Below are 24,736 nucleotides of genomic sequence, written 5' to 3'. Positions count from 1 at the left end.
GGTCATTCCTTGCCTTGGGCCGATTCCTGAGCGGTCCAAGGCGCTATGCGCGTGGAAGACCTCCATATAGGGCAGCTTTAGGTCGATCGCTGGCCTTGGTCATTGCACCTACCCAGCACCCAACCCCCTCAACACATCCAACACATGTTGCGTAGACCGCTCGACCTCGCCACCCCGGTGGGCAATCCCCAGTTCACGCCACAACAAGGGCTGCAATGGCCTCATGACGATTCGTGTATCGGGCAATGGCGTGGAGGCTTCATGGGGCAGTAACGTTGCGCCATAGCCGGCAGCCACCAGGCTTTTTATCGCATCGTTGTAGTTCAGTTGAATTCGCGGCGTAGGCTGGCGTTCATCATTGGCGAACCATTCCGACGTCAAGCGCGAAAGCCGTGTGGTGCTGTCGTTCAGAATCAAGGGTTGGGCGGCCAGCCAACCGGGTGTCACGATGTCCGGGCAGTCCCAGCGAGCCGGCAAGAAGGCCATGACCGGGTCGCGTCGCCATGGCTCGATCCGCAACCCCTTCACCGGGGGCTGTGGCAGCGCGACCAGGCCGATTTCCAACGAGCCCTCGGCAAGCTTCTTCAACGTCTCCTGGGAGGTAAGCACGGCGACCTGCACATCGATAGCGGGATGGCGTTGGTCTAACGTCTCCAACGCTTGCGGCAGCAACTGGGCGATGGCCCCTGTGGAGGCCCCCAGCCGCACACGCCCGGCCAAGCCCTGTACCTGACGCTCGACGTCCTCAAGCGCCTGTTCCGCATCCGCCAACAGGCGCCGCGCGCGGTCCACCAGTGTTTCGCCAATCGTCGTAGGCTGAATGCGTCCACGGGTACGTGACAACAGCTGACCACCAACCCGCGACTCCAGATCGGTGATATGCAAGCTGACAGTGGGGGGCGCAAGGTGCAAGGCACGAGCGGCCTCGGCAAACGAGCCCAGGTCGACAATGGCTACCAAGGTGCGCAGGCGGTCCAGGCTGATTTCGCGCATGGGTCATTCCATATTCAGGAAAACTGAATTCAATCGTTTGGAAATTCAACTTTTCCAATCTTAGCCGTTCCCTGAAGATGGAGTCTCCTGATTTCCTGTGTCCGGGAGCTTTCCATGGCGATTCCTCACCTGTTCATCGACGGCGACCAAGGCACCACCGGGTTGCAAATCCATCAGCGTTTAAGCGGGCGGACCGATCTGCGGCTTGTCACGCTCAGCTCCGAACATCGCAAGGATCCGCAACGCCGCGCTGAAATCATCAACGACTGCGACATCGCCATTCTTTGCTTGCCCGACCCGGCTGCACGCGACGCGGTAGCGAGCATCAGAAACCCCGCTGTACGGGTGATCGACGCAAGCTCCGCGCACCGTACCCATCCAGACTGGGTCTACGGTTTCGCGCAGATGAACGCGCAGCAGGCCAGACGAATCGCCACGGCGCAGCGGGTCAGCAACCCCGGTTGCTATCCCACGGGAGCGATAGGGCTGCTGCGTCCATTGCTGGAGGCTGGGTTGCTTCCCACGGACTACCCGATGAGTATTCACGCCGTGTCGGGCTATTCCGGAAAAGGGCGCGTCGGCGTACAAGAGTATGAGGGTGAGGGCGCATCGCAGGCGCCCGCGTTCCAGGTCTACGGTCTGGGGTTGGCGCACAAACATATTCCGGAAATACAGCAGCACAGCGGTTTGACGGAGCGGCCGATGTTCGTACCGGCCTACGGGGCTTTTCGCCAGGGCATCGTGCTGACCATCCCGTTGCAACTTCGCTTGCTGGCGCCAGGCGTGGATGCGATGCGGTTGCATGCCTGCCTGATGCAGCACTACGCCGACGCCCCCTCTGTACAGGTCATGTCGATGCAAGAGGCTAAGGAGCTGACATACCTTGATCCCCAGGCCCTCAACGGGACTGACGGTTTGCGTTTAGTGGTGTGTGAAAATGACGAGACGGGACAGGTTCTGTTGGCGGCGGTATTCGACAATCTCGGGAAGGGGGCCGCTGGCGCGGCGGTGGAGAATCTGGATTTGATGATGGCGTGAGGATTTTTCATCAGCATCTTGATCGCTAGGAGGGAGCTTGGCACCGAAAGCTATTCTGTTCGATCTGGACAACACGCTCACCCATCGTGCGCTCAGTATTGACCGCTACGTTGAGCGATTTCTGGATGAGTTCAAGGGTGAAATCTCGGGAGTGGACCCCCGTCGGATCTCCCATCTGATCGCACGCACCGATAACGGTGGGTATCTGCGACCGGAGTCTGAATACTCTTCCATCCGTGAGGCGGTTGGGTACACGTTGGCTCAGGAGTTGAAGTGGCGCGGGCCAATCGATCCCAAGCGATTGATCACCCATTGGATCAATCACTTTCCGAGCGCTGCGGTTGAAATGCCAGGCGCTGGCGCGATGATTCAAGCGCTTCGTCGCAAGGGAATTGCCATCGGTGTCATCTCCAATGGCGCCGAGCATTCGCGACGGCAGACCCTGAAGGCACTGCCCTTCGGGGATGCCATTGAGACGATGATTTGCTCTGAAACGTGGGGTGTTTCGAAACCGGCGCCTGAAATATTCCATCAGGGAGCGAAGGCATTGGGGGCCCGTCCCGAGCATTGCTGGTTTGTGGGGGATCACCCGCAGAATGATTGCCTGGGTGCCACAGCCGCCGGAATGCTTGCCGTCTGGTTGAGTGGATTCCATCCGTGGCCCGCGAACATAGCACCAGCGGAGCGCTCCATTGAAACATTGAAAGAGCTCTTGGACATGCTTACAACCTGATAGCGGTACCTGACGGCCAATTGGCATATCACCGTCTAATCGACGCAGGTCTGCTGGATCAGATCGTGCACTGCTCGCCCTTTCTGACCAGACTTTGACCGAGTGGCTGCCCTCAGGGCTTGCTCCCCATCCGACCTTGGGTCGCCCCGCGCAGGCAGCCCCAGGCGATGAGGCCAATGATCAGTCCCCCCGACGATGCCCACCAGCAAGTTGAATGCAACGCTCCATGGTCGCTCGGCCCAGTAGAAGATCGTAGAGCCCGTTCGAAAGCCACTGACGCGCAACCGACTGGTAAACAGGGTCTGCACCAAGGTAACGATGTCAGTCAGCTCCAGCACCACGATGAAGGCGACCCATAGCGTGAGCAAGGCACGTGCGGGAACGCCTGGTTTCTCGGTCGGCTCAGGGGCAGGCATGTCGCCCTTTTTAGACGCTGCCGGGTTTCCCTGACCGTCTTGCCGCTGGTGGGGGGGAACTGGCCGATAGGGCTCCTTCACAGGCGCCGTTCCTTCGGCGACTTCGGTGGGCAGCGCCATGTCAGGTAGTCGGCCAGCTCAGGCAGCCACCCGTCGGTGCATTGACTTCCCGAGGGCCAGCGGAACGCTGTCGGTCGTCAGGCGGTGCGCGGTGCCATCGCGCATCATCAGCCATCAGCGAGGCGCCAGCGACGATCACAAACACGGCGAACGCCACCGGTAACATGAAGGTCAGCGCGCCTGTCACCAGCGCGAAAGCCCTCTGCGCAAGGTCGCGCGAGTGGATGAGCAGGTCACTCTGCGCAGTGCGCTCGAACTGTTATTTAATGAACATGCAGAACTCCTGATGCGTCGCTGTTTAACTGATCGAAGGGGTTGCTAAACGATTGCAAACCACAGGGATTGGTTGACGCCGCCCAGCACATCTCCTGCCGAGGCTGTGGCGTGTTGGGGAGGGCGAGCATGGCATGGTGCGCACTCAGTCACACCTGGCTGTGCCTATGGAACGTGGGCAGTTCAATTTCGATTTGCAGCAGGTATGACAGACTTTCCCTTTTTGAGTGAGCCTTACGAGAAACACATGGATATTCGACGCTTCAGAAGCGGGGATGAGACTGCGTTGTTTCACGTCTTCTACTCCGCCATTCATGGCATCGCCTCACGCGACTACACTCGCGATCAAATCGAGGCATGGGCGCCTGCGGATCTTGATCCGAATCTCTGGGCGAATCATCTCAGCAATCTGCGCCCGTTCGTGGCTGAGGTCCACGGCGAAATTGTGGGCTACGCCGACATTCAACCGAACGGCTACATAGATCATTTTTTTGTGGCGGGTACTCATCCTCGCCAAGGAATAGGCTCTTCGCTCATGAACCGCATCCATGAAGAAGCCAGATCGCTTGGCATTGAAAAACTGACTTCAGATGTCAGCAAGACGGCTGAGCCCTTCTTTGCATTACACGGTTTTCGTGTCGTGGAGCGAGGGTTTCCAATCCGTCGGGGTGTAACCCTTGAGAATGCGTTGATGCAGAAAAACCTGAAGTGCGGAGCATGAATACCCGGGGGAGCAAGTCTCTGCGGTTCATTAATCCAGATGCGTTGCATAGGTGCTGAGGTACTGAGAGCAGGCACGGAGGTCTGTGAGTTTTTGTGACCGCCGCGCGAATTTTTATCGATTGCTGGATGGACGGCGCCTTCTTAGGATTTCCACTGACCGACTGGGCTTGGCAACGATAATAAAAGAGGAATTCTCGATGACGCTTGCAAACAAGAAAGTCGCCGTAATTACCGGCGGCGCTATGGGCATCGGTGCGGAAGCTGCGAATGCGCTGGCGAGTGATGGTCATCATGTAATCATTTGCGACATCAATACCAACGAGGCCGAACGTTACGCGCAACACCTGCGAGACCAAGGTTTCTGCGCCGATGCCTTCCAGATCGATGTTGGCACACCTGCCTCAGTGTCTGCTGCGTTCGAGTGGGTTGAAGGTAAGTTTGGACGCTGCGATGTGCTGGTCAATTCCGCTGGTATCGCCAAGACCATGCCTTTCCTGGAATTTGATGCCGAGGTCTTCAACCGGACAATGCTGATCAATGTCACTGGCACGTTCTTGTGCTGCCAGCTGGCGGCACGCATCATGCGTAAGCACGAATTCGGCCGGATCATCAACATTGCCTCCGTTGCCGGAATGCGCGCAGTGGGCAAAGGCCGGACGGCCTACGGCACATCGAAAGGTGCTGTGATCGCGCTGACAAGGCAGATGGCCGTCGAGCTGAGCGAATACGGAATCACCGCCAATGCCATCGCCCCTGGACCGGTCGATACGCCGATGACCAAAGAACTGCACAGCGATGAGTTCCGTAAGGCTTACAGCAACGCCATCCCAGCGAAACGTTATGGCACCACGCGTGAAATCGCCGGAGCAGTCAGCTATCTGGCGTCTGACGTCTCAGCTTACGTCAACGGAATTGTCCTACCCGTGGATGGTGGTTTCCTTGCGTGGGGCGCTGGCGATATCTGAGTTGCGCTGATACGAATAAACGGGGTGCGTAATGACTAGGCACTCCCTGTGCGGCTGATCATTCGGCCGCCATTTCTTCTACGATCCACTTCACCAGGTCTGCTGTGTCGGCCCGCGCTCTGGCGTTGGGCGAGATCCACAGCACCAATTTTTCCGGGCCTTCAACACAGCCAAACGGGGCTACCAGCGCGCCGCTCTCCAGTTCCGCTTGCACCAGCATCCGCGGCACACAGGCAAATCCCAAGCCGACCTTAGCCGCTTGAATCAGCAGATAGAAATGCTCGAAGTATTCCAATTCAGGGGGGGCGGGCATGGTCATCTGCAACGCTGAATACCATTCTTTCCAAGCATGCGGGCGAGTCTTGGTAGCCAGCAGCTTTTTGCCGCTCAGGTCGCTCACTTGCTGCACACCTGAAGCCTTAAGGTAATCAGGCGAGCATATAGCCCCAATCCATTCATTGGCCAACGGGATCGGCGCGATGCCGGGAGGTGGGGCAATGCTTTCCAAGCGTATTGCCACACTGACGCCATCTTGGACAAAGTCGATTGGACCGTGTCCGGTTCTCAAGCCCAGCTCCATCGTCGGAAAGTTGCTGTGCAACCCGGCAAGCCTGGGTAGCAACCAATGCATCATGATCGACGCCGAACATGACAGCTCCAGCGGTTGAGGGCGCACTTCGTCGATACTTTGCTGGATCAAGTTGAATGCGCGGCTCAAGCCAGCGGCAAGGCGCGCGCCTTCTGGAGTCAGTTTAGTGCCATGGGCATTGCGCGTGAGCAAGACGACCCCCAGCACATCCTCAAGCGTCCGAATGTGTCGGCTGATAGCGCCGTGAGTCACGGAAAGGGCATCAGCGGCTTCGCCGAAGGTGCCTTTCCTCGCAACCATTTCGAAAGCTCTGAGTGCATTGAGAGACGGTCGCGGAGGGGATGACATGTGCGCACCTCGTGAGCAGGCCATGGCGACCAGAGCGCCGGTCGAACCAGAAGCCTAATGTGAGTTTTTCTCAACTTGGCGGGAAATCATATCGTTAGCCCGTCAGCAGGGTCAATGTATATTCGAAGTGAAGGCCGCCCCTGCAAAAGCGGCCAATGAATATAAAAAAAGTAGAGCCAAGGTGATTATCGATGGTCGATCAAACAGCCGGGCGCGAAGAGTTTACGGCCCGTTTCTTCGTAGAGAGCAGTTACCCGATTGAGCGGGTCGGCGAGGTCATCGCTGGTGAGCAATCCAGCGGTACATTCATTGCCTTGCCCGGCGAATCAGCTGAGTTGAAAGAGCGTTCACGGGCCCGTGTGGTGTCGGTCAAGTCTCTTCCAGCGGTCACCAGCGCTTCGTTACATAGCGAATACCTGGCTAGGCACAATCCTTCGGCGACGTACTATCGCGGCGAAGTTGAAATCGCTTTTCCAACGGCCAATATTGGTCCGAATCTTCCTGCACTGCTGACCACCATTGCCGGCAATCTATTCGAGATAGGTGAAGTCAGCGGTTTAAGAGTGCTCGATGTCGATCTTCCGGCAACATTTGCCACTGGCTTCTTGGGCCCACAGTTCGGTATTGAAGGGACTCGTAAACTGTGCGGCGTTCATGACCGTCCAATCATTGGCACCATCATTAAACCCAGCATCGGCCTGACACCTGAGCAGACCGCGACCGTGGCCGATGAGCTGTGTGCGGGTGGTATTGAGTTCCTCAAGGATGATGAACTCTTGATCGACCCGACCTATGCATCCTTCGATGCGAGGCTAAATGCTGTCATGCCTGTACTTCACAAGCATGCAGATCGCCTCGGCAGGATGCCAATGTACGCGATCAATATTTCTGGGAGCATTGATGAAATGCTTCGCCGCCACGACGCCGTGCTGGAGTCGGGGGGGAGCTGCGTCATGCTCTGCCTGAACTGGGTTGGGCATTCGGCGGTCGAGCACATCCGCAAGCATTCCCAACTACCTATTCACGGCCATCGCAACGGCTGGGGTGCCTTCACCCGCAATCCACAGCTGGGCTTTTCGTTTGAGGTCTACCAGAAAATCTGGCGCCTGGCTGGCATCGATCATCTGCACGTCAATGGCATTCAGAGCAAATTCTGGGAACCGGATGACTCAGTCATTGCCTCGGCACTGAGCTGCCTGGCCCCGTTTTCGGGCGTCCAACCGATCCTGCCGGTTTTCTCTTCCGGCCAATGGGCTGCGCAAGCGCCAACGCTGTTCGAAAAGCTGCAGTCGGTGGACCTCATGCATCTGGCAGGTGGTGGAATTATCGGCCATCCCCTAGGTATCGGTGCCGGCATTCAGAGTATGCGCGAAGGATGGGAAGCGGCGACTCAAGGCATCCCCTTGCAACAGTATGCAGAGGGTCGGCCAGCACTAACCGCCGCCTTGGCAAAGTTTGGAGGCGTATAAATCATGCAGTCAGCCAATACGCCCAGGCTTCGTCTGGTGTTTTACGGTGATGATTTCACCGGCTCGACCGATGCTCTGGAAGTCCTTACCGCAGCCGGCCTGAGATGCGCACTGTTTTTGGCGCCACCGTCGCCCGAGTTGTTAGAAGAGCTGGGTGGTTTCGACGCTATTGGCATCGCTGGCGATAGCCGCGCGTTGTCCAATGCTGAAATGGATGAGGTGCTTCCAGACCTATTCGAAGCAATCAAGCGCCTGTCCCCCGACCTTGTGCATTACAAAGTTTGCTCCACGTTCGACAGCGCTCCCGACGTGGGCAACATTGGCCATGTCATCGAGCTCGCATCACGCGCCTTTGGGGTCAAGGGGGTGCCGATCATCGCGGGTAACCCGGCCCTGGGTCGTTACTGCGTGTTTGGCAATTTGTTTGCGCTGTCCAAGACCGACCACTGTGTACACCGGATCGACCGCCATCCCGTCATGCGGGCGCACCCCATCACGCCTATGGGAGAAGCCGATCTGAGTGTCCATATCGGCCAGCAAAAGAATTTATCGATTGCCAAAATCGACATCCTTCAGCTTGATCAAACTGCCGACCTGACTTTCTTGGTCAGCCAAGCTTCTCTGAGCCATGACTCGGTTCTGATCGACGGCACTACCACTGCACATATGACCCTTGCAGGAAAAGCACTCACGGAGATCTCTGGCCGCTCGGCGCCGTTGTTCGTAGTTGGCTCTTCAGGTGTCGAGTATGGATTAACGCAGCACTGGCATTCGGTGGGGCTGATAGATGCTTACCAAACTCAGGTCATTGCGCTGCAGCCCGCCAGACAAGTGTTGGTCATTTCTGGAAGTGCATCCCCGTCAAGTCGCGCTCAAATCGATACCGCTATCGCGAGTGGATTTGTCGAACTGGCGGTGGATGCGGCAGCGATCCTCACAGAATCACATAAAGGAGGGCGGGTTCAAGATGTAGTGGCGACGGCAGTCGCGCACCTCAAAAGCGGACGCTCCGTGCTGATCCACACGGCAAAAGGTCCGGATGACCCGAGAATCGAACAGATGATCGAAGCGATGATCGCCGAAGGACTGCTTCGTGACGAGGCAAAAATCCGCGGCGGTAAGCAATTGGCTGTCGAAATGGGCTACATCGTTCTGGACATTCTTAAGGCGTATCCGCTCGAAAGACTGGTTATTTCCGGCGGTGATACGTCAAGTCAGATCACCAAGATTCTCGCCCCTGATGCATTGGTCATCAAATCCGATCTCTCTCCCGGTGCGCCCCTCTGCCAGGTGCGCTCAAACAAACCGTACTTGGACAACCTGGAAATCGCCTTGAAAGGCGGGCAGATGGGTGACCAGGACTACTTCGTAAAAGCGCTCACAGGTAGGAGCTAAGGTCCGTTCAAGGACAGGAACACGCTTGCATATTTACAATAACAACAGGTGAAACTATGCAAACCTCACTCTTAAGTAACAGCGAGACTCATCATGAACATGTTGATGATGAGAAGAAAAAAACCATGAAAAATGTTGTTGCCGGAAGTCTCTTCGGCACAGCGTTAGAAACCTATGACCTCTATTTGTACGGTACCGCGGCGGCGCTGATCTTCGCTCCTCTGTTCTTTCCTGGCACCGATGAAGCTGTCTCAAGACTCGCCTCGCTAGCGTCCTTCGCCATATCATTTGTCGCACGGCCACTGGGTTCGCTGGTGCTTGGACATTTCGGCGACCGGATAGGCCGCAAGAAATTGCTCTACCTCACGCTGATCATCATGGGCTTGAGCACCGTCGGCATTGGCTTGCTGCCTACCTACGCGAGCGTAGGAATCTGGGCACCCATCATGCTGTGTGTGCTGCGCTTCATTCAGGGCTTCGCTTTTGCCGGAGAATACAGCGGTGCAGTGCTCATGCTGCTTGAGCATGCGCCCCGGCGAAAACGTGGTTTTTATGCAGCCATCAACAATATTGGTCCGGTGTTCGGATTCATCGCCTCGGCGGGGTTGCTGCTGATCGTCAGCAGTTTATTGTCGGTGGAGGATTTCTATAAATGGGGATGGCGCATTCCATTCATTGCCAGTCTCGCCCTGTTGGTCGTTGGCGTCTTCGTACGGTCTAAAGTTGCCGAATCTCCGGTGTTCGAAAAGACCGCCGAAAAACGCGCGGCAGCCAAGGGGCCGAACCTGTCACCTGCCATGCGCCTGTTCACCAAGTACCCTAAACAGTTACTTTTGGTCGCGGGTGCCAACATTTGTCATTTTTCGACATTTTATCTTTTTACCGTGTTCGCATTGAGTTACGGCCAGAAGGAACTGGGCCTTTCCAATGCCTTTGTGCTCTCGGTAGCGATGGTCGCTATCTGCACGCACTTGGTAATCGTTCCTTTCGCTGGCGCAATGGCCGATCGACTGGGTCGACGCACCATGATGTTGATCGGCTTCGCGGTGACTGCACTGGCCGCGTTTCCCTTTTGGCACCTCTTTTCTACAGGCCAGTTCCTACCCATGGTCTTGGGCTCATGCCTGTTCATGGCCGGCTACGGCCTGGTATACGGTGCCGTGCCTTCCTTCACCGGCGAGGCATTCGGACCCAGCGCACGATTCACCGGGTTCGCCATGGCCACCAACGTCGGTGGCATCATCGGCGGCGGCACGGCCCCCATCGTCGGCGCCTATCTGCTCAGCCATTACGGCTCGCCCTATGCCATTTCGGTGTACACGGTAGCGCTCGCAGTAATCTCTGCCTTGTGCGTCTACCTGTCAGCCGAAACCAGAACGATCAATATTGCTGACGAGTAATGCCCATCGCGTGCGGCTTGCCCACATGCCGCACGCTTGCTCGACTCAGCACGCGCCGACAATGCCGGAAGAAATGCTTCTTCGGTGAGCCTGCCTTCATCACCGTCGTAGAGCTGTTTTAGAGCGCAATGACCAAGTTTGGGTTTTTACACCCATCAAGGGGACGGATGCCGCAAGTTCTGACTAATTGAAAGTCATTATCATTTGATATACTCTCGCGATTCTTCCTTGCTAGAGTCGCATGCGTGTCCTGGCCATCCGATCCTCATTCCGCCGACGGCCAGTTCGAGAGCCATTCGAACGAACTGCTGCGCTTTCTCACACGTCAGGTGAAGTGTGAAGAGCTGGCGGCCGACCTGCGCCAGGAAACCTGGTTGCGCTTTCGTCGGCGCGAGTCCGGGACGGAAATCGGCAATCTTCGCGCGTTTCTCTACCGCATCGCGCGCAACCTGATCATCGACTACCGCCGCCAGCAAAAATCCCGCCCGGTCGAGGAGCAGATATCCATCGAATTGGTCAGTGCCCAGCCGGGTCCGGAGCGAGCGGCAAGCGACGCCCAGCGCCTGGAGCGACTGCAGCGCGTGGTCGAGGGTTTGCCCCCGCACCTGCGCCAGGCGTTGTTGTGGAATCGCCTGGACGGGCTGACCCAGCGTGAGATCGGCGAGCGCCTGGGTGTCTCGGAAAGTATGGCCGGACGCTATATCCTGAAGGCCCTCGAACACTGCCAGCAGCAGATGGACCCGCAGCCGTGAATCATCCTTCGCTTCTCGACCAGGCCCGACAGTGGCAGGTGCTGCTGCACTCCGGCCGCGCCACCGCTGCCGATCGCGCTGCCGCGCAGGCCTGGCGCCAGGCGGCGCCCGAGCACGAGCAGGCATTGCGGGAGGTGGAAGGGCTGTGGTCGTTGCTCGGCCAGATAGAACGTCCGGCCGAGCAGCCTCAGGTGCGCGTGCTGCGTCGTCGTCGACTGTGGGCGGCTCCGCTGGCCTGCGCCGCGATGCTGTTGCTCGCCCTGTGGCTGCCGCGCGGCACCTGGATTGGCCTGTATGCCGACATCAGCACCCAGCCGGGCGAGGTGCGCGAGGTGCGTCTGGCCGATGGTTCGCTGTTGACCCTCAACGGCGATTCGGCGCTGGACTGGCAGTTTGTCGACGGTCGTCGCGAGGTCAGGCTGTACCGTGGCGAGGCGGATTTCCAGGTCGCCCATGACCCGGCCCGGCCGTTCATGGTCAGTGCCGGCGAGGCGCGCATCCGCGTCACCGGCACGCGCTTCGATGTGCGTCTGGAGGAGGGCGGTGTCGACCTCGCAGTCAGCGAGGGCCGAGTGCTGGCCTCCAGCGCGGGCGGCGAGCCGCGGCCCGTGGTCGGCGGGCAGCAGGTGCAATGGCGCGGCGGGGCGCTGCAGGCGCCGCAAGCACTGGATGCGCGCCAGCGCCTGGGCTGGCAGCGCGGCAAACTGGTGTTCCGCGACCGGCCCCTGGAGCAAGTGTTCGCCGAACTCGAGCGCAGCCAGTCTGCGCGGGTGCTGTTTGTCGATGACGCCGCTCGCCGCCTACAGGTGACCGGCGTGTTCGCCCTTGACGATCCGCAGGCGGTGTTGAGCGCTGTGGAAACCACCTTGCCTGTGCGCCTGGTGCGCCTGCCGGGGTTGATCCTGGTCGCGTCACGTCGCTGAGACCCGCGCCGCGCCTGTACCTTCAAGAAAAAAGAAAATATTTGGGCGGCGATGGTTCAGAAATCATCGCCGCCTTCGTCTTCCGTTCCTGCAAATGCGACTTCTTCGTATTGATAGCCAAGGACATCAGCATGCGGTCGACTTCCTTCCTCGCGGCGCTAGCCGTTCTCCCCCTGGCCATTACTGCCGCACAGGCGCAGGCCGTCGAGCTCGACGTGCCGGCCCAGCGCCTCGACTCGGCGCTCACCGACTTCGCCGAGCAGGCCAATGTACGGCTGCTCTATGACGCCGGCCTGACCCGTGGCAGCGGCATGGTGCCGGCACTCAAGGGCGATTATTCGGTGGTCGACGGTCTGCAGCGGTTGCTGGAGGGCAGCGGCCTGACCTTCCAGGCCGGCGGCGACGGCACCATCACGCTGGTGCCGCTGCCCGAGCAGGGCGTGTTGGAGCTGGGTTCGACCACCATCAATGGAATCACCGAAGGCCGTGTCGACCTGCCGGCCGAGTACGCCGGCGGGGAGGCGGCGCGGGGTGCGCGCATCGGTGTGCTGGGCAACCAGGACATGCAAGATGTGCCCTTCGCTTTCTCCAGCTACACCTCCGAGTTGATCGAGAAGCGCCAGGCGCAGACCCTGGCCGATGTGCTGGCCAGCGATCCGGGCGTGCGTCAGTCGTTCGGTTTCGGCAACTTCTCCCAGGTGTTCGTCGTGCGCGGGTTCCAGCTGTTCAGCGACGACATTGCCTTCAACGGCCTGTACGGCATTCTGCCGCGCCAGATCATCTCCACCGAGTCGGTCGAGCGGGTCGAGGTATTCAAGGGGGCCAACGCCTTCGTCAATGGCGTATCGCCGTCGGGCAGCGGTGTCGGCGGGGCGATCAACGTGGTCTCCAAGCGTGCCCAGGACACCCCCACGCGCAGCGCCACCCTGGACTATGCCAGCAACAGCCGGGTAGGCGGCCACCTCGACCTGGGCCAGCGCTTCGGCGAGGACAACCGCTTCGGCGTGCGGGTGAACCTGGCCCAGCGCGAGGGCGAGACCGCGGTGGACGATGAACACTCGCGCTTCAGCCTGGCCACCCTCGGTCTGGACTACCGCGGTGACCGTCTGCGCCTGTCTGCGGACTTCGGTTACCAGAAGCAGCGGGTCAACGAAGGGCGCTCGGTGGTCTACCTGACCACGACGGGGCCGACCAGCCGGCTCAATGGCAAGACGCCGTCGGCACCGGACTCCGACCACAACTACGCGCAACCCTGGAGCTGGTCGCAGCTCGAAGACACCTATGGCATGTTCAGCGCCGAGTATGACCTCTCGCCCAGTTGGACGGCCTACCTGAGCGCTGGCGGCAAATACACGCGGGAGAACGGTGTCTACGCCTCCAACTACGTCTATGGCGCGAATGGCGACGCCCGTATCGGCCGCCTCTATTCGCCGCTGGACCAGGAAACCCTCAGCGCTGTCACCGGGCTGCGCGGCGAACTCGCCACCGGGCCGGTCAGCCACCGCATCAACCTGGCCGCCAATGGCATCTGGCAAGAGAAACGCAACGCGTTCGAGTCCACCGCGGCAGGCAGTCGTGGCTTCGGCAACCTGTATGAGGGCCAGCCCGTGGCCGAGCCGCCGGCCACCAGCGTCTCCGGCGATATCCACGACCCGGACACCACCGCCAAGGTGCAGAACCGTAGCCTGGCGGTGTCCGACACCCTGGGCTTGCTCGACGACCGCGTGCTGCTGACCCTGGGCGTACGCCGCCAGTCCATCGGCGCCGATGCCTGGAACGCGGCCAGCGGTGCTCGCACTTCGAACTATCAGGAAAGTATCACCACGCCGGCCTATGGCCTGGTGATCAAACCCACCGAGTACCTGTCGCTCTATGCCAACCGCGTCGAGTCTCTGCAACAGGGCCCGACTGCGCCTGCCGCCGCACTCAACAACGGTGAGATGTTCGCGCCTTATCGCTCCAAGCAGACCGAGGTGGGCGCCAAGCTCGACTGGGGCACCTTCGGCGGCAGCCTCAGCCTGTTCCGCATCGAGCAGCCGCAAGGCGTGCTCGGCGGCGACGGCTACTACCGGGTGGATGCCGAGCAGCGCAATCGCGGCGTGGAATTGAGCCTGTTCGGCGAACCGCTGGACGGCCTGCGCCTGCTGAGCGGCGCCACCTGGACCAAAGCCGAACTGCGCGGCACCGCTGGCGGGCGCGACGATGGCAACCAGGCGGTGGGGGTGCCCAAATTCCAGTTCAATCTGGGCGCCGACTGGGATGTGCCCGGCTTGCCCGGGGTGAGCCTGAACGGCCTGCTACTGCGCACCGGCGGCCAGTTCGTAGACAGCGCCAACGAATACAGCATCCCCGCCTGGACCCGCGTCGACCTGGGCGCACGCTATCGAACAAAGATGGATGGCCGCGCGCTGACCTTCAACGCGATGCTGGAGAACGTCGCCGACGAGAACTATTGGGCCTCGGCCAATGGTGGTTATCTGACCCAAGGGGCGCCGCGTATGCTGAAGGTGTCGGCTACTGTTGATTTCTGAGGTTGCCGGCGATTAACGAGGCGCCGTCGCAAGTTGTGTGATTATGCGAAAGGCGGTTTTGCCAGACGCTCCGAGAGGCTGCATTTGCGGCCTCTGTTGTTATTGATTTGATTGGAGTCTTGCGCGCTAGACAGGAATCGGTCAATAGCGGTCATCAAACGTCTACAAAAGAAAATGAACACTTTTTCATCACAGTTTCGCCCGCATCTTGAGTTGGTTTGGAAGGCGTGAGGCTGAAAACGGAAATAATCAAAGCCTGCATCAATGGCACCAAGACTCGCATTTACAGATCAGATAGACGCTGATGCAAGAAGTCTATAAATCGCTGTGTCTTGGCTGGAAGTAATCGAGTTTCGGTGACTGCATAAACAGGTATCGGCGTTGCTTTCCAGTCTGGCAAAATTCTACGAAGTCGCCCACTAGCAACGTCTTCTACCACGATGCGCTCCGCAAGCATTGCGATCCCCATGTCCAAAGTGGCCAAACGCTGAGTCATGGCTACGCTGTTTACCGTAAGACTGCCATCAACAGAAATCTGAGCCGTTTCGCCCTCATGTTGCAATGTCCATGAACTTTCGCTTGGTGCACGCATACGGAGGCACTTATGTCTCTGTAGCTCATCAGGATGACTAGGCTCTCCGGCAAGTTCCAGATACTTAGGCGACGCATAGAGGTATCGCGGCAGAGAAGCAAGCCGCCTCGCGATCAGATTTGAATTCGCTGGATATCCCATTCGGATGGCAACATCTAGGGGCTCACTGACCAAATCGGCTAGCCTTGACGTTAAATCGAATTCGAAAGTTATTCCTGGATAAAGCAAAGAAAACTCTGCTATCAGCGGGGCTAAAAAAACTATCGCAAAACCTTCCGGTACTGACGCGCGCAACACGCCTCTTGGCTGAGCGAGCATATCGCCCAACTGCTCATGCACCAGCCGCGCCTCTTCCACGATGCGCCTACTGCGCTCGTAATACAGTTGTCCTGCCTCCGTCGGTTCGACCTTGCGTGTGGTGCGATGCAATAGCCGTAACCCTATCGCTTTCTCCAATGCACCAATACGCCTGGACAAAGTCGAGTTGGGTATGCCCAAGGCGTCGGCCGCTCCCCGAAAGCCCTTAGCTTTCACCACTTCGACAAATAGTGCCATGTCATCAAGATGGCTCATGCCTTTGCTCCATTAATGGATCAGTGAATTCCGTAGACACCTATTTATCCCAAAAGAGAGCAGGGTCATCATGAGTTATAGCAATTTCTAGGAACTAGCCATGAGCCAAGATTCGTCCTCCGATACAAGCTATCTTCTCAACCACCGACGGCAGGACTTGGACGACGAGCTCGATACGCTGGCCTTTGCGCAAGCAAAACCTGTTGTCTCTCCGGTAATTTGCCGCCTGCGTCCGATGAACTTGAGCAGTCATTTTCGCGCCTATTCGTTGCGCGGTGATGGACCCAGTGGCGAGCCGATTGACCCGATTCTGGGGGTTGATCATGCGTGGATCAGCGCGCCTCAGTTTCCGGCCCATCCGCATGCAGGTTTTTCCGCAGTGTCCTATCTCTTCCTCGATTCGGAAACCGGCATCGACAACCGTGACTCACTGGGTAATCACAACATAATCCAGCCAGGAGGTCTGCATTGGACCGCCGCCGGCCGCGGGGTAGTGCACGAAGAATTCCCTGTTGAGAAAGGGAAAACTGTCCACACACTGCAGATCTTTGTGAACCTCTCTGAGGAACGGCAGCAAAATGCGCCATTTGCGTTGAGCTTAGAACCGTCGGATGTCCCGGTGGTAGATGGTTCTGGCACCAAGGTGCGAGTACCGCTCGGGACCTTCGGTGGGGCTAAGTCTCCCCTGGAGACCCCGACCGAACTGATCCTCCTTGATATTGCTCTTGAGGACGGAGCTGAACTCTGCGTGCCGATCATCCCCGGCAACACGGCTTTCGTGATGCCGATCCACGGGACATTGGCGGTAAATGGACAAATTTTCGAGCACGCCAAGTTCGCTGTGCCAGCGTTCCCTGAGCAGCAGACTGTACATGAAGTCATCCTTTCGGCACCGAAAGGTAATGCAAAAGCGGTGCTTTTCAGTGGATCGCCATTACGCCAACCGGTCTATTGGCAAGGGCCGATGGCAATGGCATCGACCGCCGCTCTGGCATCCGCGATAGCCGCCTACCAGCACGGCGAATTCGGCACATTGGATTCCCCCATCATGACGACAACTCACCTCTGATTTAGACGGATTCCCCCCAAATTTATCGAGCCACACAAGGAGTACATCATGACTTTCCAACGACTCACCGGCGACAGCTCGGCCTTGCTCCTAATTGACCACCAAGTCGGGACTATGAGCTGGGTAGCGTCTACGACCTTTGATGAAATGAAGAAGAACGCAATCATTCTTGCCAAGGCTGCCAAAATCCTAAAAATACCGACGGTGCTTACTTCGAGCATGGAAGACGCTGCCCAGGGCCCTTTACTGAGCGAATTTGAAGACATCTTGCCCAATGAGTTCGCCGCTCGCATCCAGCGCACAGGCATCGTCAATGCCATGGACGACGAAGCGTTCGCTGCTGCCGTCAAAGCGACAGGTCGCACGAAGTTCATCCTGGCTGGGGTCACAAACGATGTCTGCACGGTGTATCCGGCGCTGAGTCTGGTTGGGCAAGGCTTTGAGGTTCAGGTGGTCGCAGATGCTGGCGGGTCGCCCACCAAAATCGCGGACGACATAGCGCTGCGCCGCATGGAGCGCGCCGGCGTGGTCCTGACGAGCACTAATCAGCTTATTGCTGAATTGGCGGTCAGTTGGAGCACCCCTGAAGGTGGCCAATTGGTTCAGGCATTGAACATCGGTTGAGCGCTTCCCTCCTAACCAACGTCGGGCTGTTGATCTGCGAGGGTCGCAACCGTCCGAAAATGGCCATTGTTTGAGCCCCCCTTCGGAATGCTCAAACAATGTATGGGCGCGACGCATTTCCTCACTCAAGAGCTGGTCGAAGTCTGCGCTGGGACGAGTCTTAACGTGCTCGCTTACAACGTAAGCGAGTCATGAAAATCGTCGGTGTCGAAGGTTTGAGGCTCCGCTCACTATCCAGGGTATCTGGTATGGCGTGGACTGATCGAGAGGACCGCCTGCAGCAACCCGTTGCCTGGGCCTCGAATGGTGGCCTACGGATAGATTTCGTCGATGAATATCGACTGATTGCAGTCACGCTCCGCGGACGTGACGGCTCAATCGAACCTGGTCGCCGACAAATCAAATTTGCCTGGTTCGACGCCCATCTGTCATCGCCAATGACCGGTCGAGGCTTCCTCACAACCGTGGAGGATGCAGCGCTGCTGGCCAGTTTAGTTGCCGAAAGATGCCTGGCGAGTAGATGAGCACCTTGTTCGCGGCTTATGAAACGACTCGATTGCCCTTCATACGACTTGATCACCCATTCGAAGCAGCTTAGCGCCGAGTACCTTCGAGTATCGTCCTTATTTAACTGCCAAGTGCCAGCCGTATATTGATGGCGTGGCGGAGAGAATCCATGGCGTATTCCGATCTTTTGCCGATCCGCTTCGCACTATTTGTTTCCAGCCTCGGCGCCGTTGCAGGCACTACCTTCTCTGTGATGTCGATCCTCACCATCGGTGATGTTGGTGGTGGGTTGTCAGTGAGCAGCGATGACGCTGCATGGTTGAACACGCTATACAACGTGGGCGCGATCTGCGGTTTGCCCATCGTTATGACGATGGCAGAATCATTGGGCAGAGGTCGAGCGATGTTGCTCGCCGGGCTGTTCTACACCCTCAGTTCGATCGCCGTTGCCGTTTCCCCCTTCTACGAATGGGCCTTGGTCGCACGCTTCATTCATGGCTTCTTCGGGGGAATGCTCCCTGTGCTAATGATGCAGCTTGTCATGACCAGCCTTTTTCCTGGGCGCGGTCAGCTCGAAGGTATGACCCTGTTTGCACTTGCCACGTCCATCGGTTCGGGTATAGCGGCTTTCATCGGTGGCTACCTGCTTACCGAATCCGGCTGGCGAGGCCTGTTCTGGATACAAGCAGTGGTCGGTGGCATCTATACCTTGCTGGCGTCCAAGGTACTGCCAGATGAGCGCGGCGATCTCGAGTACCTCAGCAGCAAGGACTGGCCGAGCTATGCCTTTCTAGCCGCTGGACTAAGTGGCCTTATGGTCGTGATGGCAGAAGGTGAGCGTCGGTTCTGGCTGGAAACATGGTGGATTCTTGCCCTATTACTCAGCAGCCTGGTTGGCCTTGCTTACGGTGCACACTCATTGTGGATCGCACAGCGTCCGCTGCTGGTCCTGAAGATCTTCAGAAAACCGACCTTCGCCTGGGCGATCATTCTGTCGTTCATCTTCCGCTTTGGCACGCTGCTTACAGTCTGGATTGCCCCACAATATCTGGCTCGTATGCGCGGCTTCAAAGCGCAGCAGACAGGAGAACTGTTGCTGGTGATGGTGCCCGGTACAGTACTGGGTTTCATGCTGGCATATTGGCTCGTCAGGCGCATGGACGCCCGTGTAGCGCTTTGCATTGGCTTGTTGACGTTTGCCTGGGCCGCTGCACTATGCAGTGACCTGGCGCCCGACTGGGCTCTCGATGAGTTCCGCATCCCTATTGCGCTGGTCGGCTTTGGCCAGGCTTTCGTCCAGGTGGCTTTGCTTCGATACGCTGTGTTTGGAGTCGGCAAGGAGGAAGGGACGACGTGCGGCATTATCTTCAACCTGGCCCGAATGTATGCCCTTTTAGGTGGACTCGGAGGCCTTTGGCATCTGGTCACAGAACGCGAGAAATACCACTACGCGCGTGTAGCTGAAGCGCTGGGTAGCACCGATCCCCTGACGACCCAGCGTATCGCCGAAAGCCAGTCACTCTATACACGATTTGTCACCGATGGCGCTGCTACCCACGGCACCGCTTTGAGCAAGCTGTCAGACAGCGCAATGAATCAGGCTTATACATTGGCTTATGGCGACGCTTTTCTAGTAACCACGCTGGTGATGCTCGTGGGCGCCATCCTGGTATGGGCTTTGCCCACGCTCCCTTTTGCGGCACCCCAGGCTGCTCTCCCCATTCAACCCGCCAAGCCCGAGACCACCCGATGAATGCAATTCCAGAAAATGAACAGAAGCCTGCTACGCGTTGGGCCAGTGGTCGCAGAATACTAATTGCAGGGGTGGTCGCTAATGTGTGCTTTGTCACCGTGGCGTTTTCGTATGCGCAATGGCACAAGGCAGTTGACTTCGAGCGTACCGATAACGCCTACATCAAGGGCAATCTAACCTACGTTTCACCTAAGGTCAGTGGTCACGTGACTGCCGTCGAAACGGAAAACAACCGCCAAGTCGTGCCGGGAGATGTCCTGATCCGTATAGATCCGTCGGACTATCAGGTAGCAGTCCAAACGGCAGCGGCCTCCGTTGCGCAACAAAATGCATCTCTGATGCAACTGGATCAAGAACAACGGCTGCAACAAGCTCAGATCAAGGTTTCAGAAGCCGGCGTGATATCTGCTCAAGCTTCCTTAAGCGAAACGTCAGCGGACTTTAATCGAGCACAAGCGTTGGTCGATAAAGGAGCAATCAGCCGGAAGGTATACGATCAGTCCAAAGCCGCCTGGACACGTGCGCGTGCGGACTTGGCGCAAAACCAGTCTCAGGTCGTTTATGCCCGACAACAAATGGAAGTACTGCGTGCTGAGCGAACCGTCATCGACGCTCAGCTTGATTCCGCACTAGCGACGCTGCAACGGGCTAACAATGATCTGTCCTGGACACAGATCAAAGCGCCGCGTGAGGGGCTTGTGGCTGCGCGTAATGTTCGCTTGGGCGAATATGTAACCGCGGGTACCAGACTTATGGCGATTACACCGACCAATGATTTGTGGATCGAGGCTAACCTGCGAGAAACCCAACTGGCGCGGATGCGCCAGGGGGATCGCGTACAAGTCAAAGTGGATGCCGTGCCAGATCATACGTACTGCGGATATGTGGAAAGCATTTCCGGAGCGAGTGGATCTGAGTTCGCTGTAATACCACCGGACAACGCCTCAGGAAACTTCACCAAGATCGTGCGTCGCTTCCCGATCCGTATCTTGCTGGATGCAGAGCAACCAGGTTTGGAACGGTTGGGGGTGGGTATGTCAGTTGAACCCCGCATTGCTCTGGGGTCAAGCAACGATGGAGAAGCGCGGTTCGGGCTGCTCTCGCGGATCTTTCTAGGGTCTTTTATTTGTAATCGTAAACAGCCCAAGCCTGCTGATTGATCAACATGCACCCTTCATCCAGGCAGGATGGAGAGTGCATGTATTCCGATTAACTTCTGCAGATTGGCGTGGGGACAGGTCAATGCCGCCGATCATGGATCGCACTGAACCGCTGCGTCTTCGCCCCGTACTACTTACGCAAGGCATAGCTGAAGGCTATGCTTGAAGCTCAGTTCGCGAGGCAAGCAGTGGTGGTTATTTGACCCAAGGGGCGCCGCGTATGCTGAAGGTGTCGGCTACTGTTGATTTCTGAGGTTGTTGGCGATTAAAGAAGCGCCGTGGCAAGTTTGTGTTATTACGCTAAAGGCGGTTTCGCTAGGCGCTCTGAGAGGCTGCATTTGCGATCTCTGTTGTTATAAAAAGGGGCAGCCTGTTGTTTTCCAACAAGCCTGCTATTACACGCCACAGGCTCGGCTCAGCCCCGTCAAGCTCGACGAGCACAGGTATTACACGTTCAGTTGAACGGCTACCTCTTTAGCCACTTCGATGAAAACTCGCATCGCTGCGCTCTGAAAGGCATCCTTGCGCCGCATCAGGACGGCGGTGCGTTGCAAGCGCTCGGGCTCCAGTGCGATAGCCACCAGATCATCATGGGCCAACGCGATTTTGGCAGGCAATAAAGTCGATAGATTGGTCCTGCGAACAATTTCGATCACGGCGCCGAGGGCATTGGCCTCCATCTGCACGTGAGGGTGAATCGCGTGTGTGCGGAAGTAGCGGTCGATTTGTTCGCGGGTTGCAAACTCTGGACTGAGCAGAATCAGGGACTCAGCATTCAGGTCCTGCAATCCAATGGACCGCTCCTCGGCCAAGCGGTGTTTGCGACTTACCACCAAGGCAAGGGTTTCGTTCAGCAAGGGGATGGCATCAATGTTCGGTGTATTTATTTCATCGAACGCGATTCCTGCGTCCAACTCGCCTGCCAAAAGCAGCTCCTCAATGCGCTCCTGGGAAATCTCCTTCAGATTGAGGGTGATTCCAGGGTACCGGGAGTGAAATGCTTCGATTACCGGCCCTACCAGATAGGTCGTGAACGTCGGCGTCACGGCCAGGCGCAATGAGCCGCGGGTGAGGTCGCTCACATCATGGATGGCGCTTTTGGCCTCCCGCAGTTGCTGATAAGCACGGCGCGCATACAGAAGATAGACGTCCCCCGCGTCAGTCAGACGGGTGGTGCGTCCTGAGCGGTCGAACAACTGGGCTCCAAGGCTTTCTTCCAACTGCCTCACTTGCTGCGAAAGGGCCGGCTGAGAGACGTGCAGCGCCGCCGCGGCCTTCGTAAAACTGAGATGTTCCGCCACCGCGAGGAAATATTGGACGTGTCGAGCAAGCATGGTTTTGACCATAAGGTAATCTGATCTATCTCATAATAAATGAGACTTTTACCTTATGTAACGCGTTGCTTAGTCTTTGTTTCACACCCGCGACATTGAGACAGCAACGATGAAAGCGATCATCGACGGTTTTCTGAAATTCCAAAAAAACGCCTTCCCTGAGCGGGCCAAACTGTTCAAGGACCTGGCCAATCAGCAGAACCCGAGAGCGCTGTTCATCTCCTGTTCTGATAGCCGCTTGGTGCCGGAGCTGGTCACCCAGCGCGAGCCAGGCGATCTGTTTGTCATTCGAAATGCCGGCAATATCGTGCCGTCGTATGGGCCGGAGCCGGGCGGCGTTTCGGCCTCCGTTGAATACGCAGTCGCCGCACTTCAGGTCGCAGACATCGTGGTATGCGGCCACTCAGACTGCGGCGCGATGACCGCCGTGGCCACCTGCAAGTGCCTGGATCACATGCCTGCCGTCGCCGGATGGCTCCGTTACGCCGACTCGGCCAAGGTCGTCAACGAAGCCCGCAAACACCCGGATCTGCCGAGCAAAGTAGCCTCAATGGTGCGCGAAAACGTCATCGCGCAGTTGGCCAACATCCAGACACACCCATCCGTTCGCCTGGCTCTCGAAGAAGGCCGCCTGACCCTGCATGGTTGGGTCTATGACATCGAGAGCGGGCGTATCGACGCCTTCGATGGCCGTACCGGGATCTTCGTGTCCCTCGCCGAGAACCCCGAAGTTCACGCCGTTTCCCAACAAGCCAGGCACGTTGCCTGAAGCCTGTACCTGCACCGTTGCTAACCCAGGAGATACGCCATGATCCAGACTCAAGCCACCCGCACCGCTCGCCAGGAGCTGACTGAAACCATCATTCTGGCCAAGGCTCGCAAAGACCTGTCCTTCGCCGAGATCGTTGACGGCACCGGCTTGTCCGAAGCCTTCGTCACTGCGGCCTTGCTCGGCCAGCATCCGCTGCCTGCCAGCGCCGCCAATGTCGTGGGCAGGAAACTCGACCTCGATGCCGATCAGATCGCCTTGCTGCAATCGATGCCAATTCGCGGCAGCTTTTTTGACGGCGTACCGTCCGACCCGACCATCTACCGTTTCTACGAGATGATCTCGGTATACGGCACCACCCTCAAAGCTCTGGTTCACGAAAAGTTCGGCGACGGCATCATCAGTGCCATCAACTTCAAGCTGGACATCAAGAAAGTCGAAGATCCGGAGGGCGGCCATCGCGCCGTGATCACCCTGGACGGCAAGTACCTGCCTACCAAGCCTTTCTGATGCAAGTCAGCCCGGCGTCTGGCGACGACCGGGCTACACCCGAAACCTTTATCACGACTGAGCACAAATTGAGTGCTTTGGCCTTCTCACGCCCTCATTACAGGTGATTGCTATGAAACGGTTACTCGTCTTATTCCTGGCCTGCCTTGGCTCTGTCGCCATGGCCGATGAACAGGATACTCGGGCTGCGCAAGTTACAGTCGAGCCCTATCAATACGCTCAGAAACTGGATATCGCGCACATTGTGGCGATGACGCCGATACCCAATATCTGCGATGTAGTGCCGGTGCAGATGACTTACGACGACTCCAGAGGCGATCGGCACATCATGGAGTACCAGGTTATAGGGACGGGCTGTACCAATTGACGCCTCTGCCGCCGACTCCCCTGGCGCTCGATCACTCGGCGCCGGGGGAGGGGGCTCAAACATCCGCCGACCCCTGTGCCTTTTGAGAACAATATACTTCGCTACCTGCACCTCGCGCCAAGCTTTGCTGCTTCTATTCGGACGGTATTCTGGAAAAAGAAACAGATTTGTTTTTCTGATAAAAAATCTGTTTCCTTTTTCGCGGGTGAACTCAAAATCGTGGCTTGTCCCAGCTTCACGTTATCCCTTTCGAAAAACGGTTCAGTCGTACGCTGACTTTCAGGAGAGATCCATCAGAGCCTTATCAATAGTTCGACCCAGTGGCGGTCGAATCGCTTCTGGCGAGAAAACACTTGAAGTTCGTCGTTGGCATCCAGATCTAGATCCCGCCGAGGATCTGCTGATTGTCGAAAACAAACGATTTCTCCACGCCGACGGAGACGAAGATGCTGACGGTATCGCTGTCGCAATCGTGCGCGTTAAAGTCGTGCGTCCTTTCCTCCTGGCTGACATGGAAGCAGCCTGTGCAAGCTATTTTGAAGAGGGCTGGTTAGCCTGGGAGCTGAGTCACGTGAGGCCAGTCGCACACCCTGCCATTGTCCGCGCGGCAAGGGGGATATACGAGGTAGATTTTCTTCTTCCAGGCAAGTACTGAAATATGAGCAAGTTGGGCTTGCGCAGACGCGATGCTGGACCACTGCTCAGCGGCAAACGGGCGGCAGTGAATATGTGTCTCATCCAGTCAGCACGCGAAGGAAAAAGAGGACCAAGTAAGCCCCAGTTCTTTAAGGCTCACAGGGATGATGCAAT

22 protein-coding genes are annotated in these 24,736 nt (G+C 57.6%); 18 read left to right on the top strand and 4 right to left on the bottom strand.

All coding sequences use genetic code 11. The features are described 5' to 3' along the window. Positions 1 to 108: 108 nt before the first annotated feature. Positions 109 to 993, bottom strand: a complete 885-nt coding sequence (locus tag BLP99_RS06470; RefSeq protein WP_072393057.1) for a LysR family transcriptional regulator — start codon at positions 991 to 993, stop codon at positions 109 to 111. A gap of 114 nt (positions 994 to 1,107) precedes the next feature. On the opposite strand from BLP99_RS06470, the gene argC reads away from it, so the two are divergent. From argC to BLP99_RS06445, 4 genes are all read left to right on the top strand, one after another. Beyond that, on the top strand, positions 1,108 to 2,031 hold the full coding sequence (argC, locus tag BLP99_RS06465; protein WP_092179990.1) for an N-acetyl-gamma-glutamyl-phosphate reductase: 924 nt from the start codon (positions 1,108 to 1,110) through the stop codon (positions 2,029 to 2,031). A gap of 37 nt (positions 2,032 to 2,068) precedes the next feature. Beyond that, positions 2,069 to 2,764, top strand: a complete 696-nt coding sequence (locus tag BLP99_RS06460) for an HAD family hydrolase (RefSeq protein ID WP_092179988.1) — start codon at positions 2,069 to 2,071, stop codon at positions 2,762 to 2,764. 1,056 nt (positions 2,765 to 3,820) lie between these two features. Continuing rightward, positions 3,821 to 4,294 (top strand): GNAT family N-acetyltransferase, encoded by a 474-nt coding sequence (locus BLP99_RS06450; RefSeq protein ID WP_072458406.1) that lies wholly within the window; start codon positions 3,821 to 3,823, stop codon positions 4,292 to 4,294. A 199-nt stretch (positions 4,295 to 4,493) separates the two neighbouring features. Beyond that, positions 4,494 to 5,261 (top strand): SDR family NAD(P)-dependent oxidoreductase, encoded by a 768-nt coding sequence (locus tag BLP99_RS06445; RefSeq protein ID WP_072458362.1) that lies wholly within the window; start codon positions 4,494 to 4,496, stop codon positions 5,259 to 5,261. 58 nt (positions 5,262 to 5,319) lie between these two features. Here the strand turns inward: BLP99_RS06445 and BLP99_RS06440 are convergent, their stop codons facing one another. Then, positions 5,320 to 6,198 carry a LysR substrate-binding domain-containing protein gene (locus BLP99_RS06440; RefSeq protein ID WP_072458363.1) on the bottom strand — a complete coding sequence of 293 codons (879 nt, stop codon included), beginning with the start codon at positions 6,196 to 6,198 and terminating at the stop codon, positions 5,320 to 5,322. Between the two features lie 191 nt (positions 6,199 to 6,389). Between BLP99_RS06440 and BLP99_RS06435 the strand changes: the two genes are divergently transcribed. From BLP99_RS06435 to BLP99_RS06410, 6 genes are all read left to right on the top strand, one after another. After that, positions 6,390 to 7,667: a ribulose-bisphosphate carboxylase large subunit family protein gene (locus BLP99_RS06435; protein ID WP_072458364.1), complete on the top strand. Its 1,278-nt coding sequence runs from the start codon at positions 6,390 to 6,392 to the stop codon at positions 7,665 to 7,667. A 3-nt stretch (positions 7,668 to 7,670) separates the two neighbouring features. Then, the gene (locus BLP99_RS06430; protein WP_072458365.1) at positions 7,671 to 9,062 is read left to right on the top strand and encodes a four-carbon acid sugar kinase family protein; all 1,392 of its coding nucleotides are present in this window, start codon (positions 7,671 to 7,673) and stop codon (positions 9,060 to 9,062) included. Between the two features lie 56 nt (positions 9,063 to 9,118). Further along, entirely contained in the window at positions 9,119 to 10,462 is a 1,344-nt protein-coding gene (locus BLP99_RS06425; protein ID WP_072458366.1) for an MFS transporter, read from the top strand. A gap of 245 nt (positions 10,463 to 10,707) precedes the next feature. After that, the gene (locus BLP99_RS06420) at positions 10,708 to 11,214 is read left to right on the top strand and encodes an RNA polymerase sigma factor (RefSeq protein WP_072399132.1); all 507 of its coding nucleotides are present in this window, start codon (positions 10,708 to 10,710) and stop codon (positions 11,212 to 11,214) included. Beyond that, positions 11,211 to 12,137: a FecR family protein gene (locus tag BLP99_RS06415; protein WP_072399130.1), complete on the top strand. Its 927-nt coding sequence runs from the start codon at positions 11,211 to 11,213 to the stop codon at positions 12,135 to 12,137. The genes BLP99_RS06420 and BLP99_RS06415 overlap by 4 nt, the downstream gene beginning before the upstream one ends. Before the next feature lie 131 nt (positions 12,138 to 12,268). Then, a complete protein-coding gene (locus BLP99_RS06410; protein WP_092180113.1) occupies positions 12,269 to 14,668 on the top strand; it encodes a TonB-dependent receptor in 2,400 nt (799 codons plus the stop codon). 283 nt (positions 14,669 to 14,951) lie between these two features. Here the strand turns inward: BLP99_RS06410 and BLP99_RS06405 are convergent, their stop codons facing one another. Further along, positions 14,952 to 15,833: a LysR family transcriptional regulator gene (locus tag BLP99_RS06405; protein ID WP_092179986.1), complete on the bottom strand. Its 882-nt coding sequence runs from the start codon at positions 15,831 to 15,833 to the stop codon at positions 14,952 to 14,954. Positions 15,834 to 16,068: 235 nt separating this feature from the next. Here BLP99_RS06405 and BLP99_RS06400 point away from each other — a divergent pair, with 235 nt between their 5' ends. The 4 genes from BLP99_RS06400 (at position 16,069) to BLP99_RS06380 (ending at position 20,946) form a co-directional block, all read left to right on the top strand. Then, entirely contained in the window at positions 16,069 to 16,902 is an 834-nt protein-coding gene (locus tag BLP99_RS06400; protein WP_092180111.1) for a pirin family protein, read from the top strand. 48 nt (positions 16,903 to 16,950) lie between these two features. Next, positions 16,951 to 17,526 (top strand): isochorismatase family protein, encoded by a 576-nt coding sequence (locus BLP99_RS06395; protein ID WP_072458370.1) that lies wholly within the window; start codon positions 16,951 to 16,953, stop codon positions 17,524 to 17,526. Positions 17,527 to 18,202: 676 nt separating this feature from the next. After that, on the top strand, positions 18,203 to 19,786 hold the full coding sequence (locus tag BLP99_RS06385) for an MFS transporter (protein WP_176776495.1): 1,584 nt from the start codon (positions 18,203 to 18,205) through the stop codon (positions 19,784 to 19,786). Beyond that, positions 19,783 to 20,946 carry an HlyD family secretion protein gene (locus BLP99_RS06380; RefSeq protein ID WP_072458372.1) on the top strand — a complete coding sequence of 388 codons (1,164 nt, stop codon included), beginning with the start codon at positions 19,783 to 19,785 and terminating at the stop codon, positions 20,944 to 20,946. The genes BLP99_RS06385 and BLP99_RS06380 overlap by 4 nt, the downstream gene beginning before the upstream one ends. A gap of 446 nt (positions 20,947 to 21,392) precedes the next feature. Here the strand turns inward: BLP99_RS06380 and cynR are convergent, their stop codons facing one another. Beyond that, positions 21,393 to 22,280 carry a transcriptional regulator CynR gene (gene cynR / locus BLP99_RS06375; protein ID WP_072458411.1) on the bottom strand — a complete coding sequence of 296 codons (888 nt, stop codon included), beginning with the start codon at positions 22,278 to 22,280 and terminating at the stop codon, positions 21,393 to 21,395. Positions 22,281 to 22,389: 109 nt separating this feature from the next. On the opposite strand from cynR, the gene BLP99_RS06370 reads away from it, so the two are divergent. From BLP99_RS06370 to BLP99_RS06355, 4 genes are all read left to right on the top strand, one after another. Then, positions 22,390 to 23,049, top strand: a complete 660-nt coding sequence (locus BLP99_RS06370) for a carbonic anhydrase (RefSeq protein WP_072399128.1) — start codon at positions 22,390 to 22,392, stop codon at positions 23,047 to 23,049. Positions 23,050 to 23,088: 39 nt separating this feature from the next. Next, a complete protein-coding gene (gene cynS / locus BLP99_RS06365; protein ID WP_063320589.1) occupies positions 23,089 to 23,559 on the top strand; it encodes a cyanase in 471 nt (156 codons plus the stop codon). A 112-nt stretch (positions 23,560 to 23,671) separates the two neighbouring features. Beyond that, positions 23,672 to 23,926, top strand: coding sequence for a DUF2790 domain-containing protein (locus tag BLP99_RS06360; protein WP_072399126.1), 255 nt, complete (start codon positions 23,672 to 23,674; stop codon positions 23,924 to 23,926). 205 nt (positions 23,927 to 24,131) lie between these two features. Beyond that, a complete protein-coding gene (locus BLP99_RS06355; RefSeq protein ID WP_231991135.1) occupies positions 24,132 to 24,581 on the top strand; it encodes an ASCH domain-containing protein in 450 nt (149 codons plus the stop codon). Positions 24,582 to 24,736: the final 155 nt, after the last annotated feature.

Source organism: Pseudomonas sp. NFACC32-1, from assembly GCF_900101215.1.
Lineage (GTDB): Bacteria > Pseudomonadota > Gammaproteobacteria > Pseudomonadales > Pseudomonadaceae > Aquipseudomonas.
This window is presented reverse-complemented; position numbering and strand designations above follow the sequence as displayed.